A 14,077-nucleotide genomic window follows, 5' to 3' on the forward strand; every position below is an offset into this window, starting at 1 on the left:
CGGTCCCATTCCGAACCCGGAAGCTAAGACCCACAGCGCCGATGGTACTGCACCCGGGAGGGTGTGGGAGAGTAGGACACCGCCGGACAATCATTAACAGGGAAAGCCCCGACCACGACGGTCGGGGCTTCCCCCATTTAACCAACAAACCAGACACGGCAAGGTGGGAAAGCCCACCCCTGAGGCGAACTCCCCTAGCCCGAGAAGAACTCAGACAACTCTGCGATGAGCTTGTCGGGCGCCTTGTTTGGGCCGTCGTGCCCGAACCCGGGGAGGATGGTGTAGCTGGAGCCGGACAGGACGTCGTGGATCTGGCCGCACGCTACACCGAAGTATGCGGGGCTTTTCTCGCCCACCACGATCAGTGTTTCCAAGGGCAGTTCAAGGAACGGCTCGGCGGGCATGTCGGCAGCGATGACTGCCTTGATTTCCCGGACTCCGCACGTCATCAGTTCCCGCATCTGCTTACCCATGGGTGTTCCGGCCGTCAGCTTCGTGGCGAGCGTCAACATGGACAGGGGCATGCGCGCGAAGGCGCCTCCTGTCTCTACTCCCTTGATGAGAACGGCGAGTCCGCGATCGTAGTCTCCTGCCGCCGTCGCGCGTTCATATTCCGGCGTCCAGTCGGCTTTGACGCTGTGGTTGACGGACACGGCGGGATCGTAAACGGCGAGTCGCTCCACGGGTAAGGTTCGCGCCGCATGCAGCGCAACCGCACCGCCGAAGCTGTGCCCGAAAACGTCTGTGCTGGATGTGTGCTTCATGACCGCGTCGAGATCCCGGATGTCGGCTTCGAGGGTGTAGTCCTCGGGCTGGGGGGATGATTCACCACGACCGCGGCGGTTAAACGTATGTACGGGCCGCCCGAGGGACTCGCTCAGCTTCTGCGCGAAACGTGTGTAGTCAGAGGCCGTCACCATTGAGGCGGGCACGACCACAATACCCGAGCCTGCCGCCGCCAGGTCACCGCCTGTGGTGAGTACTTCGAGGTGTCCGCCGTCCGTTGTGGTGATGATCTCGCGCGTCATGTCTTGAGCCTAACCGAGCCACCTGAACGCAGGCAGCATGCAGGACGTTATGTGGATAACAATCAGCTTTTGAAGTAGTCCGAAATGTCCATGACTAGTTCCTTCACGGCGGCTGGAACGGAACCGTGGAAGCCCTTTGGCGATACTTCAAGGGTGCTTCCTGGAACGGCCGCGTGCAAACGCGCGGCCGTCACTTTGTAGTATTGGGGACTCTTCTTGCCCACCATGAAATGGGTGCCGGGAGGTAGGACGGAGAAGTCGCGCGGAGTTTCCGTGGCTTCGAACGCAGCCTTGAGTTCTCCGACGCCGGATGGCATGAGTTCACGGAACATTGTGTTGACCTTGGTTCGCGAGACTACAGCCATGAGACCCACCAGTATGGGTTCAGGGACGCGGGCCAGGGCAGTTCCGGGATGCATTCCACGCTTCATGCGGGCAAGCGCTAGGTTGATGTTGCCCTTGTTCACGGAGTCCTCGAAGCCCGCCATCCAATCCGTGTCCATGCTCCCGTCGATATTAACTGCGGCGTCGTAAACGGCGAGCCTGTCCGGTTGGTGTCTTGTGCCGGCAAATGCCTGCGCAGCGTTGAGGGCCACCGACCCGCCCAGGCTGTGGCCGAGGATGTTCCTGGCAGCGGTGGCATCCATGATGGTGCGCACATCCGCAATTTCCGTGACCATGGAGTAGTTGTGTGGTTGATCGCTGGAGCCGCCGCGGCCCCTGCGATCGTAGACGTCCACGGCCCACCCATCTCCGAGGCCCTTCGCGAGGGCGATGGAGAAGGGACGATAGATCAGGGCCGTGAGGAATGCGCCGCCGATCAGAACCACGCGGCGCTCCCCGGGTGCGTCTTCCGCGCCGTAGCTGTATAACGCGAGTTTGCCGCCGTCGTGCGTTTTGATGGTGCGTTCCCTCACCGCTTTATCCTAGGGCGCGCTGGCATTGGGGCTGTGCCTCCTGAAAGGAAGCGGGCGATTCGGGCTGCAAGCCGCCTGCCTGGCCGAAGAGGACCTTCGTGGAACTGCAACGGCACAATAGCGAAGTCGATGACTGGAACCGCTCCAGCAAGGGTGCGTCCGGTTTCGGCGAAGTAGGACGGACTCCAGCCGCCGCTAAGCATGAGTGTCGGAGTCACGAGCGAGGTGAAATCGTGAAGATGCGCGTCGGCATCGAGGACCGCGCGCATTTCGGCGACGGCGGTGGGCAACAGGGAGCGCATCTCCGAACCCAGCCGCGTCTGTGCAGAGAGGATGCTAAGCATCCGCAAGGCGCCCATCGGCAGGTAGGAGATGGGACCGGCAGTTCTCAGACCCTGCACCAGATGGGCCCATGCGTGGTCCAGTTGGCCTGCCGTAATTGCGGCTTCCAATTCCGGACGCCACCGACCATGGAGATTTCCTGATAGCGAGACAGCGGCGTCGTAGGTGACCAAGCGGTTGATCCTGGTGCTGCGCGCCGCCTGGAGCGCCACGAAACCGCCATAACTGTGCGCCACGACGTCCGGTGAATCGGTCTTCCGCATCACCGCCTGAAGGTCGGCGATCTCGGTGTCAGCGGAGTATCCGGGCGGTTGCGGCGCTGAGTGGCCCCGGCCGCGCCGGTTGTAGCAATGAACCGGCCGCCCGAGCATGAGGCTCAAGGTCCGCGCAAAGGGCCAGTAAAGGGAATCGGTCACCAAAGTGCCATGGACCACGACGACGCCGGACGGTTCCGCAGGTGCGCGCGAACCGGGAATCGAGGCTTTCGACGCCGGCCGGAACGTGTGCACCTCAAGCTGCCCGCCGCCGTCGTCCGTTTCAACTGTCCACGTCTCCACAGCCCGAGTCTATGTCCGGAATCAGAGGCCCGTAATCACCGGTAAACTTAAGGACTGTGACTTCCGCAAACACCCCAGCCCTGAACACCTCCGCAGAGCCCATCGATGCCAGCGAGCAGATGCGTATCCGCATGGACAAGCGCGCCAAGCTGATCGAACGTGGCACAGAGGCCTATCCCGTGGGCGTTGAGCGGACGCATTCCTTGAGCGAGATCCGCGAAAAGTATGCGCACCTGGAAGCCGACGAGACCACCGGTGACATCGTAGGCGTCACCGGCCGCGTCGTGTTCGTGCGCAACACTGGCAAGCTCTGCTTCGCTACCCTCCAGGAAGGTGGCGTTGACGGCAAGGGCGTTCGTCTCCAGGCAATGCTGAGCCTGGCCAATGTGGGCGAGGAAGCGCTGGCCGATTGGAAAGCCCTGGTTGACCTTGGGGACCATGTTTTCATCAAGGGTGAGGTCATTTCCTCCCGCCGCGGTGAGCTCTCCGTCATGGCCGATTCCTGGTCCATGGCCTCCAAGGCCCTGCGCCCGCTCCCGGTGCTGCACGCGGAACTCAACGAAGAAACCCGTGTTCGCCAGCGCTACGTGGATCTCATGGTCCGCGATGAAGCCCGCGAGATGGTCTATAAGCGTGCTGCCATCACTAGGTCTGTCCGCGACACCCTTGACCGCCACGGCTACGTCGAGGTGGAGACCCCCATCCTGCAGCTGGTCCATGGTGGTGCTACGGCCCGTCCGTTCGAGACGCACATGAACGCGTTCGATCAGAAGATGACCCTGCGCATCGCCACGGAACTCTTCCTGAAGCGCGCGGTAGTGGGTGGCATCGATCGCGTCTACGACATGGGCCGGGTGTTCCGGAACGAAGGCGTCGACTCCACGCACAGCCCCGAATTCACCACCCTTGAGTGCTATGAAGCCTGGGCTGACCAGTTCGTCATGGCCGAGCGGATGAAGGAAATCATCCTCAACGTGGCGGACGTGGTTGGCACCCGTACCATCCAGACCGACGCCGGCGAGATCAACCTCGACGGCGAATGGGCTTGGGTTGCGGTGTACCCGGGTCTTTCTGAAGCGGTTGGCGTTGAAGTCACTCCCGAGACCACCGTGGAGGAACTGCTGGCCATTGCTGCCAAGCACGAGGTCAAGGTGGACCCGAAGTGGGACGCGGAGAAGATCGTGGTTGAGCTCTTTGGCGAGATTGTGGAACCCACACTGCTGAACCCGACTTTCGTCTACAACTACCCGCCGTCTGCTCAACCGCTTGCCCGTCCGCATCGCGAAGACGGCCGGCTCATCGAGGCATGGGACCTGATTATCGGGGGCATGGAGCGCGGCACAGCCTTCTCCGAACTCATTGACCCCGTTATTCAGCGCGAACGGCTCACGGAGCAGTCACGCCGTTCTGCGGCTGGCGATGTTGAGGCCATGCAACTCGACGAAGACTTCCTTCGCGCCCTTGAATACGGTGCCCCGCCCATGGGTGGTATCGGGCTCGGCATCGATCGCCTTGTCATGTTGTTCACCGGCGCAGGTATCCGCGAAACCATTCTGTTCCCCTTGCTGAAGCCCGAAGGACACTGATCATGGAATACATCGCAGTCCTGGCGCCATCGGTCGTTGTTGGTTTGATCTTCTGGTTTGCCATGAAGTCCATCTTCAATGCGGACAAATCCGAGCGGCAAGCAGAAGCCCGCGCCCAAGCAGAGGCCAATTTGCGCAATTCCGGCCCTGAGAGTGAAGGCCCGGCAGCTAAATAGGCTGCAAATTGGGTGTCCTTAGCTGGAAACCCAAATGCGCCTTTGACGTGTGTGCTTGGCGTGAACGATAATCAGGAATAGGAACCCTCAAATTTCTGATTATCCAACCCTCCAAAAGAGAGGCTACTCATGGCACAGAAAGTTAAAATCATCCTCGTCGATGACCTGGATGAAGGGTCAGCGGACGAAACTGTCCGTTTCGGGCTGGACGGCGTTAGCTACGAGATGGACTTGTCCACCGCTAACGCAGAATCTTTGCGCAAAGCACTGGAGCCCTACGTAGCCAAGGCCAGGAAGACCTCTTCGGGCCGTGCAACACGTGGCCGTGCGACTGCCACTCGAAACCAGGATTCGGCACAGATCCGTCAATGGGCCCGTGACAACGGTTACACCGTAAACAGTCGCGGACGTATTCAGGCTGAAATTCAGGAAGCGTACCAGAAGGCCAATTCCTGATTCACCCGCCTTCAATGCCCCGGCAGCTTCTGCCGGGGCATTAGGTTTTTAAGCCCGTAGTTTGTTGCCAAGCCTTCCCAGGGGTGCCTGAACCAGGTCTTGGAATATTCCGTGAATCCTTCCGGCGCCTGGAGTGGGGATTATCCCGCCCTTTTGGACTGGTCAAAGCGTGTGGTCAAAACGACTGGCCAAGCCGAGCGGCTCGAGTCCTGCCGCTGCCCTGGACGGCTGACCACGTCCTTCAGGAGGCGTGACCACGTCCTTCACGAGGCCGGCACGGGTATGCGACAGGCGTTCCGCGGGCGGGCATCCCGGCTGCGAGGGGGGTGCCAGGTTTATTCCGCCGGGCGTCATGTTTCCCCTGTGGCGAACACGCTCCAAAAGTCGGGCTCCGGCACGTAGCATCAAAGTACGTCGTAGCTAGGAGTGTGGCGAAATGTTTGAGAGATTTACGGACCGTGCCCGTCGCGTGGTTGTCCTTGCCCAAGAAGAGGCACGGATGCTCAATCACAATTACATTGGTACCGAGCACATCCTCTTGGGTCTGATCCACGAGGGTGAAGGCGTTGCCGCCAAGGCGCTTGAATCCCTGAGCATTTCGCTCGATGGCGTCCGCGAACAGGTGCAGGAGATCATCGGCCAGGGCCAGCAGGCTCCATCCGGGCACATCCCCTTCACCCCGCGCGCCAAGAAGGTGCTTGAGCTTTCGCTCCGCGAAGCACTGCAGCTCGGCCACAATTACATCGGAACCGAGCACATCCTGCTCGGCCTCATCCGCGAGGGCGAAGGCGTTGCGGCCCAGGTGCTGGTCAAGCTTGGTGCGGACCTTAACCGGGTCCGTCAGCAGGTCATCCAGCTGCTTTCCGGCTACCAGGGCAAGGAAACCGCCGGTTCGGGTTCCAGCCAGGGCCAGCCGGAGGGAACCCCGGCAGGTTCGGTGGTGCTGGACCAGTTCGGACGCAACCTCACCCAGGCTGCCCGCGAGAACAAGCTCGATCCCGTGATCGGCCGCGAGCAGGAGATGGAACGCGTCATGCAGGTCCTCTCCCGCCGTACCAAGAACAACCCAGTGCTCATCGGTGAGCCCGGCGTCGGTAAGACTGCCGTCGTCGAAGGCCTCGCCCAGGCGATTGTCCGCGGCGACGTCCCGGAAACCATCAAGGACAAGCAGCTGTACACGCTGGACCTTGGTTCGCTGGTTGCCGGCTCGCGTTACCGTGGCGACTTCGAAGAGCGCCTGAAGAAGGTCCTCAAGGAGATCCGCACACGCGGCGACATCATCCTCTTCATTGACGAGATCCACACCCTCGTTGGTGCAGGTGCTGCTGAGGGCGCGATCGATGCTGCATCCATCCTGAAGCCGATGCTTGCCCGTGGTGAACTCCAGACCATTGGTGCCACCACGCTGGATGAGTACCGCAAGCACATTGAGAAGGACGCTGCTCTTGAGCGCCGCTTCCAGCCGATCCAGGTCAAGGAGCCTTCCGTCGCTCACGCGATCGAGATCCTGAAGGGCCTGCGGGACCGCTACGAGGCACACCACCGCGTAACGATTACCGACGGCGCCCTCGCCTCAGCCGCGCAGCTGGCCGAACGCTACATTTCGGACCGCTTCCTGCCGGACAAGGCGATCGACCTCATCGATGAAGCCGGCGCACGGCTGCGTATCCGCCGCATGACCGCTCCGCCGGAGCTCAAGGCCATGGACGAGCGCATTGCCGACGTCAAGATGGAGAAGGAATCCGCCATCGACGCCCAGGACTTTGAGGGTGCTGCTTCGCTGCGCGACAAAGAGCAGAAGCTCATTGCCGAACGCGCTGAGAAGGAACGCAACTGGAAGTCCGGCGGTATGGATGACATCTCCGAGGTTGACGAAGACCTGATCGCCGAGGTTCTTGCGAACTCCACCGGCATCCCCGTCTTCAAGCTCACCGAGGAAGAGTCCTCGCGGCTCCTCAAGATGGAAGACGAACTGCACAAGCGCGTCGTCGGCCAGGACGAGGCCATCAGGGCCCTGTCGCAGGCTATCCGCCGCACACGTGCAGGCCTGAAGGACCCCAAGCGTCCTGGTGGCTCGTTCATCTTCGCTGGGCCCACGGGTGTCGGCAAGACCGAGCTCGCCAAGGCCCTTGCCGAGTTCCTGTTCGGTGAAGAGGATGCCCTCATCACGCTGGACATGTCCGAGTACTCCGAGAAGCACACGGTTTCGCGGCTCTTCGGTGCACCTCCGGGCTATGTTGGCTACGAAGAAGGCGGCCAGCTCACCGAGAAGGTTCGTCGGCGTCCGTTCTCCGTGGTCCTGTTTGACGAAGTTGAGAAGGCCCACGCGGACCTCTTCAACTCGCTCCTGCAGATCCTGGAAGATGGCCGACTGACCGACTCCCAGGGCCGCGTGGTGGACTTCAAGAACACCGTGATCATCATGACCACCAACTTGGGTACCCGCGACATCTCCAAGAGCGTCGCTACGGGCTTCCAGTCCGGCACGGATACCCAGACTGGCTACAACCGGATGCGTGCCCGGGTCACGGAGGAGCTCAAGCAGCACTTCCGCCCCGAGTTCCTCAACCGTGTTGACGATGTTGTGGTGTTCCCGCAGCTCACCCAGGACGAGATCATCGAGATCGTGGACATGTTCGTTACCCGCCTGGAGCGCCGCCTCAAGGACAAGGACATGGGCATCGAGCTCACCACGGCAGCGAAGGTTCTTCTGGCCACTCGTGGCTACGATCCCGCAATGGGTGCCCGGCCTCTGCGCCGCACCATCCAGCGCGAGATCGAGGACCAGCTCTCCGAGAAGATCCTCTTCGGCGAATTGCACTCCGGTGACATCGTGGTGGTGGATGTGGACGGCGAAGGCGACGACGCCAAGTTCACGTTTGCAGGCAACGCCAAGCCGCGGATCCCGGAGATCGCTCCGACCGCGTAAAGGTGCACGACTCAGCTAACGAGGCAACAAGTCCCGCCCATTCTGCAAGGAGTGGGCGGGGCTTCGGCGTTAAGAGACCTCCCACTGGCGGCGCCAGAGGCATTTGCGTAGCTTGCGTCAAAGCGACGAAGGAGCAGCAAGCGGCAAATGGCGCCCGTACCGCCAGTATCGCGCCATATCTGAAAGTACTGTTTCACTCTGAGTGAACCACCCTGTGATCGGCGGCACAATGCGTGTTGAATCGGAGCATGGATTCCACTGACACCCCAACCCCAGGCACGCCACCTGAAACTCCTTTCCACGACATCGACCACTACCTCTCCATCCCCAGGGTCAGTGGTCTCACGCTCAGCCCGGACGGCAAGCGCCTGGTCACTACCGTTTCAACCCTGAACGGCAAGGGCACCGAGTTCGTCACCGCACTGTGGGAGATCGACCCCACCGGCCAAAGCCATGCCCGACGGATCACGCGGAGTTCCAAAGGCGAGGCCGGTGCCGCCTTTGCCGCCAACGGTGATCTCTACTTCACGTCTTCCCGCCCCGACCCCGAGAGCGCAGATCCCGACGCCGATCCGGTGAACGCGCTGTGGCTGCTCCCTGCCGATGGGGGAGAGGCCCGGGTTGTGCACTCGCGCGCCGGCGGGATCAGTTCCGTCCTGGCGGCAAAGAGTGCGGATGCCGTCTTCGTCAACGCCGAGGTTCTGGCAGGTTCCAGCAATGAGGAGAACGACGAAGAACGCCGCAAGACCCGCAAAGATAACAAAGTGTCCGCCATCCTGCACAGTGGCTACCCGATCCGCTATTGGGACTCGGACCTGGGTCCTGCCGAGCCGCGCCTGTTTGCAGTGGAACCGGGCGAGGAGAAGGAAGCCGGCAAACCAACCACCGTTGACACTCCAACGCCGCTTAAGCTGAGGAACCTGACGCCCGGCGTCGGAGGTTCGCTGCGGGAAGCCAAAGCTGTGGTGAGTCCGGACGGCAAGACTATCTACACGAGCCTCACCAAAGCCCTCGCCAAGGCCGACAGCCGTGAGGTGCTTGCCGCCGTCGACGTCGCCACTGGGGCTGTGAAGGTACTTCTGGACCGCGAGGGAATGAGCTACTTCCCTGGGCCCGTCAGCCCGGACAACCGCACGTTGGTTGTGGAGAGCGAAAGTGACACCACGCCCACCCAGGCTCCGCAGATCAAGCTGCACCTGCTGGACGTATCGGGCAGCGAAACGACTGACCTGGAGCCGCTCGCACACCAATGGGACCGCTGGGCTACTGCCTTGGAGTGGCTCCCGCAAGGCAATGCCATTCTGGTGAAAGCGGACGACGACGGCGCGTCGCCGCTTTTCCGGATCGACGTTGCCGATGGAGCAGTAACACGGGTGACGAAAGACGCTGCGGCGTATTCCGACGTCGTGGTTTCGCCGGACGGGACCACAGCGTACGCACTGCGGAGCTCCTACGAGTTCCCCGCTGAAGCTGTGCGGATCGACCTCGCTTCCGGAGATGTGGTGAGGTTGCAGGCACCCGCGGAACGGCCAACGTACAAGGGCCACCTCGAACGCGTGGAAACGACGGCGGAGGACGGCTCGCGCGTGCCGGCTTACCTGGCGCTCCCGGAAGGTGCATCCGCGGACCGCCCGGCGCCCCTCCTGCTGTGGATCCACGGTGGACCGCTGGGCTCATGGAACGCCTGGACCTGGCGTTGGAACCCCTGGCTGCTGGTCGCAAAGGGCTATGCCGTACTGCTGCCCGACCCCGCCCTCTCCACAGGTTACGGCCAGGAGTTCATCCAGCGCGGCTGGGGTGAATGGGGCAAAAAGCCCTTCTCGGACCTCATGGCTATCACCGACGCCGTAGTCGAGCGGGCGGACATCGACGAGTCACGGACTGCGGCGATGGGAGGATCCTTCGGCGGCTACATGGCAAACTGGGTGGCAGGCCAGACTGACCGCTTCAAGGCGATCGTGACCCACGCCAGTTTGTGGGCCCTGGACCAGTTCGGCCCCACCACCGACGCAGCGCAGTACTGGCTGAAGGAAATGACGGTCGAGATGGCGATGGAGAACTCGCCCCACCTCAACGTACGCAACATCAAGACGCCCATGCTGGTGATCCACGGAGACAAGGATTATCGCGTACCGATCGGCGAGGGCCTGCGGCTTTGGTACGAACTACTGTCCTCATCGCAGCTGCCCGCGGACGACAACGGCCAGAGCCCGCACCGCTTCCTCTACTTCCCTGACGAGAATCACTGGGTACTACAGCCGCAGCACGCCAAGGTTTGGTACGGAGTCGTGGAGCACTTCCTGGCAAAGCAGGTGCTGGGCGAGGACGTGGCGCTGCCGGAGGAGTTGGGGATCTAGTCCGTTGCTGGGTCTGGCGTGAGTCCGGCGCTGGACCTGCGCCATTTGCCGCGTGCTCGCTCGTGCCTCGCTTAGACGCACGCTACGCAAATAGCCCAGGACCAGCGCCTCGCGGCGGCCCTCCGGTACTAAATGGTGACCATGGCGTCCGTCAGCGCCGCCCGGCTCAGCCCCGGCGTAGGTCATGCGCGGTCGGGCTCCTCTTTGTCTCGTTAGGATGGGGGAGTGAATTCGACCTTTAGCCTTCGTCCTGCCCGTACTAGTGATGTGGCGGCGATCAAGAGGCTGGTTGCCCCTCTCGCGGAGCAGCGGATTTTGATGGCCAAGGAAACTGTGGCGTACTACGAGAGCCTCCAGGAATTCCGGATTGCCGAGTCCCAAGACGGCGACGTCATCGGTTGCGGGGCCCTGCACGTTATGTGGGAGGACCTGGCCGAGATCCGCACCCTTGCCGCTGCGGACACGTGGCGGGGGCGGGGCGTGGGGCACGTGCTGGTGGAGGATCTCCTGGAAAAAGCCAAGGAGCTTGGCGTGAGCCGGGTTTTCTGCCTGACGTTTGAAGTGGAATTTTTCAAGCGTCACGGCTTCGAGGTCATGGAGGACCAGTCGGCCGTGGACCCGCAGGTGTACTCCGAGCTGCTGCGCTCGCATGACGAAGGCGTGGCGGAATTCCTGGATCTGGCCCGGGTAAAGCCGAATACCTTGGGCAATACGCGCATGATCAAGCACCTCTAAGAAGACCGGCAACAAGGGCTAACTGAGGCGGACTCCAACCCTGCCCGCATTATGCGTGATTTAAAACCCTTCTCTTATCTAAAGTTGATGGATAAACTGATCGAGGCTTGCTGGGGAGCTTCCGCCATTCGGTCAATCGAGAGAAGATCATGCAGTCCCACGCGTCGTTTTCTGGTAATTCAAGCGTTTCAGAACTCCAACTCAGCGTGCGCGGTCCCGTGTTCACGCCTGCCGACCCCGGTTTCGCAGCCGAGATATCGGCCTTCAACCTCTCTACTCAACACCAGCCGGATCTTGCCTTCGGCGCCCTCGACGCAGAGGACGTTTCGGCGGCTGTCAGATGGGCGGCGGAACGGGGAATGCCCGTAGCCGTCCAGTCCACGGGACATGGTGCAACAAACGCGATAGAAGGCGGGATGCTTATCAGTACCCGCCGCATGCTGGAACTCAGCATCGACCCCCTTGAGAAGACTGCCAGGGTGGGGGCCGGTGTTCGATGGAAGGCTGTGGTTGAGCTTGCTGCAACCTTCGGTTTGATGGGTCTCTGTGGTTCCACCAGTGACGTCGGCGTGGTGGGTTACACGCTGGGCGGGGGCCTGCCCATCCTGGGACGTAAGTACGGCTTCGCCTCGGATCATGTCATCGCTTTCGAGCTGGTCACAGCAGACGGCACCCAGCAAAGGGTCACCAGGGACGAGAACCCTGAGCTGTTCTTCCTCCTGCGAGGCGGCAAGGGCAATCTCGGCATTGTGACCGCCATGGAATTCCACCTTTTCCCAGCCGCCGATCTCTACGCAGGTGGCGTGTACTTCGACGGCGGACACGCCCCGGAAGTCCTGGCGGCGTTTAGGGAATGGGTGCCATCGCTACCCGCGGAGGCGTCGGCGTCGTTGGCGTTTTTGCGCCTTCCGCAGATGGAGATGATTCCGGAGCCGTTGCGGGGAAAGTTTGTGATCCACCTCCGCTACGCCTACCAAGGGGACCTGGCTGCAGCATCGGACCTGCTGGAGCCCATGCGCCGAAGCGCCCCGTTCATGATGGACGCCACCGGCCCCTTGGAAGCAAGCCAATTCGACACGATCCACCAGGATCCGGACCAGCCAGTCCCCGTTCGCGAGCGTGGCTTCCTGCTTGACCGTTTGGACGAGGACGCAGCGGAGGCAATCCTCCGGCACTTCGGTCCGGGCGTTGAGAGCCCGGTGTTGCTGGCCGAACTCCGGCTGCTGGGCGGCGCCCTCGCCAAGAGCGCGGAGGGCGAGGACAGTGTGGGCGGCCGTGACGCGGCGTTCAGCTTCTACATGGTTGCCATTGCCGCGCCTCCTGTTGTTGAGATGCTGCCCGCAGTTTTCGATGCCGTCCATACAGACCTTCGTCCCGCTGCCAATCCCGGCACATTTGTGAACCTCCATGGGCACTTTGTGGATGCCGAGGACAGGGAGCGGCCCTGGGGCCCCAGTGCGCGTGAACGTCTTAAGAAGGCCAAGGCGGAGTTGGATCCGAAGAACATGTTCAGCTTCGGGCACGTAGTGGGACTTCCCACCACGGAACAGCCGGTTGTTATGAATCAGACCGTGCTGCTCGAAGACGTGGTCACTGCCGGCGGCGACGCCGTGCTGAACGGTTAAGGGTCGGACCATGCAAGATCGCGTCACGTTTCCGGACTTTTCAGCTTTCCAGATAGACATCCCCCACGGTTCCTGGCCGAACGAATCCTTCTGGCCGGGGACGGCCCACGCCAACCCGGACCTGTACTCCGCATTTTGGCTCGACTTCCATTCGCGGACTGAAGCGGCCTCCACTCCTGCACGCACCGCCGCGGAGCCTGGGCATCATCAGGATTAAGCGTCACAGCGGTAGGGACAGCTCTCCGGTGCTGTCCCTACGGCCCTTAATGGGCGCTCGCGGCTTCTGCATGCGAGGAGGCCTACCATGTGCCCGGGGCCCGGTAGTAGGGTCAGAGCACCAGCCACAGCACGCCCAGGAGCATCCAATGAAAAAGCTCATCAATGATCCCCGCGCAGTGGTGGACGAGTCCGTCGAAGGCTTCGGCATGGCCCATGCCGACATCGTGGACGTCCATCCCGACCCCAAATACGTCGTCCGGAAAGGCGCACCTGTTGCGGGCAAGGTTGCCCTGGTATCCGGCGGGGGTAGCGGCCACGAACCGCTGCACGCTGGTTTCGTAGGCCTCGGAATGCTCGACGCCGCTGTCCCCGGCGCCGTCTTCACCTCGCCCACGCCAGACCAGATCATACCGGCGACCGTCGCTGTCGACTCAGGTGCCGGCGTCGTGCATATCGTCAAGAACTACACAGGCGACGTCCTGAACTTTGAGACTGCGGCGGAGATGGCACAGGCCGAAGGCGTCCACGTACGTTCGGTGTTGGTCAACGACGACGTCGCCGTGGAGGACTCCTTGTACACGGCGGGCCGCCGTGGAGTGGGTGGGACGGTCCTCGTAGAGAAGATAGCGGGTGCTGCCGCCGAGCGTGGGGACGATCTTGAAGCCGTTGCCGCCATCGCGGAGCGGGTCGCTGCCAACGTTCGGACCATGGGGGTCGCCCTCTCCGGCTGCACAGTTCCGCACGCAGGTACGCCGAGCTTCGAGCTTGCCGAGGACGAAATCGAGATCGGCATCGGCATCCATGGCGAACCTGGACGGCACAGGATCGCCATGGAAAGCGCCGACGCGATCACCGACCGTCTATTGGAGCCCGTGCTTGAGGATCTCTCCCTCTCCTCCGGCGACAGGGTGCTGCTGTTCGTGAACGGCATGGGCGGCACGCCGCAGAGTGAGCTCTACATCGTCTATCGCCGGGCCGCCCAGGTACTCGCAGAGCGCGGCGCAACAGTGGAGCGCTCGCTGGTAGGGAATTACGTGACGTCCCTCGAAATGCAAGGTTGCTCGGTGTCCGTGCTACGCCTCGACGACGAATTGACGAGTTTGTGGGATGCCCCGGTTCATACGGCTGCCCTGCGTTGGGGAGCGTGAGC

At 62.1% G+C, this 14,077-nt stretch carries 12 protein-coding genes and 1 rRNA gene; 10 read left to right on the forward strand and 3 right to left on the reverse strand.

The features are described from left to right. A 5S ribosomal RNA gene (gene rrf, locus AC1DD5_RS13280) occupies nt 1-88 on the forward strand; the annotation flags it as partial. A gap of 106 nt (nt 89-194) precedes the next feature. On the opposite strand, the gene AC1DD5_RS13285 is transcribed toward rrf, so the two are convergent. From AC1DD5_RS13285 to AC1DD5_RS13295, 3 genes are all read right to left on the reverse strand, one after another. Next, nucleotides 195-1,028: an alpha/beta fold hydrolase gene (locus AC1DD5_RS13285; RefSeq protein ID WP_431117459.1), complete on the reverse strand. Its 834-nt coding sequence runs from the start codon at nt 1,026-1,028 to the stop codon at nt 195-197. Nucleotides 1,029-1,090: 62 nt separating this feature from the next. Next, a complete protein-coding gene (locus tag AC1DD5_RS13290) occupies nt 1,091-1,945 on the reverse strand; it encodes an alpha/beta fold hydrolase (RefSeq protein ID WP_477521735.1) in 855 nt (284 codons plus the stop codon). After that, the gene (locus AC1DD5_RS13295; RefSeq protein ID WP_477521736.1) at nt 1,942-2,844 is read right to left on the reverse strand and encodes an alpha/beta fold hydrolase; all 903 of its coding nucleotides are present in this window, start codon (nt 2,842-2,844) and stop codon (nt 1,942-1,944) included. Before AC1DD5_RS13295 ends, AC1DD5_RS13290 begins: the two co-directional genes overlap by 4 nt. Nucleotides 2,845-2,900: 56 nt before the next feature. Between AC1DD5_RS13295 and lysS the strand changes: the two genes are divergently transcribed. The 9 genes from lysS (at nt 2,901) to dhaK (ending at nt 14,075) form a co-directional block, all read left to right on the forward strand. Further along, on the forward strand, nt 2,901-4,430 hold the full coding sequence (lysS, locus tag AC1DD5_RS13300; RefSeq protein ID WP_477521737.1) for a lysine--tRNA ligase: 1,530 nt from the start codon (nt 2,901-2,903) through the stop codon (nt 4,428-4,430). 2 nt (nt 4,431-4,432) lie between these two features. Beyond that, nucleotides 4,433-4,606: a hypothetical protein gene (locus AC1DD5_RS13305; protein WP_442006627.1), complete on the forward strand. Its 174-nt coding sequence runs from the start codon at nt 4,433-4,435 to the stop codon at nt 4,604-4,606. A gap of 129 nt (nt 4,607-4,735) precedes the next feature. Further along, a complete protein-coding gene (locus tag AC1DD5_RS13310; RefSeq protein WP_223947524.1) occupies nt 4,736-5,062 on the forward strand; it encodes a histone-like nucleoid-structuring protein Lsr2 in 327 nt (108 codons plus the stop codon). Nucleotides 5,063-5,498: 436 nt separating this feature from the next. After that, nucleotides 5,499-7,991: an ATP-dependent Clp protease ATP-binding subunit gene (locus AC1DD5_RS13315; RefSeq protein ID WP_442006626.1), complete on the forward strand. Its 2,493-nt coding sequence runs from the start codon at nt 5,499-5,501 to the stop codon at nt 7,989-7,991. A gap of 248 nt (nt 7,992-8,239) precedes the next feature. Then, nucleotides 8,240-10,348: a S9 family peptidase gene (locus tag AC1DD5_RS13320; protein WP_477521738.1), complete on the forward strand. Its 2,109-nt coding sequence runs from the start codon at nt 8,240-8,242 to the stop codon at nt 10,346-10,348. A 225-nt stretch (nt 10,349-10,573) separates the two neighbouring features. Beyond that, nucleotides 10,574-11,083 (forward strand): amino-acid N-acetyltransferase, encoded by a 510-nt coding sequence (locus tag AC1DD5_RS13325; RefSeq protein ID WP_442006624.1) that lies wholly within the window; start codon nt 10,574-10,576, stop codon nt 11,081-11,083. Between the two features lie 149 nt (nt 11,084-11,232). Further along, nucleotides 11,233-12,708 carry an FAD-binding oxidoreductase gene (locus AC1DD5_RS13330; RefSeq protein ID WP_477521739.1) on the forward strand — a complete coding sequence of 492 codons (1,476 nt, stop codon included), beginning with the start codon at nt 11,233-11,235 and terminating at the stop codon, nt 12,706-12,708. Between the two features lie 10 nt (nt 12,709-12,718). After that, complete coding sequence (locus AC1DD5_RS13335; RefSeq protein WP_442006622.1) at nt 12,719-12,925, forward strand: hypothetical protein; 207 nt, start codon at nt 12,719-12,721, stop codon at nt 12,923-12,925. A gap of 148 nt (nt 12,926-13,073) precedes the next feature. Further along, nucleotides 13,074-14,075 (forward strand): dihydroxyacetone kinase subunit DhaK, encoded by a 1,002-nt coding sequence (gene dhaK / locus AC1DD5_RS13340; protein ID WP_442006621.1) that lies wholly within the window; start codon nt 13,074-13,076, stop codon nt 14,073-14,075. Nucleotides 14,076-14,077: the final 2 nt, after the last annotated feature.

The sequence above is a fragment of the Paenarthrobacter sp. 10L420 genome (assembly GCF_056395385.1).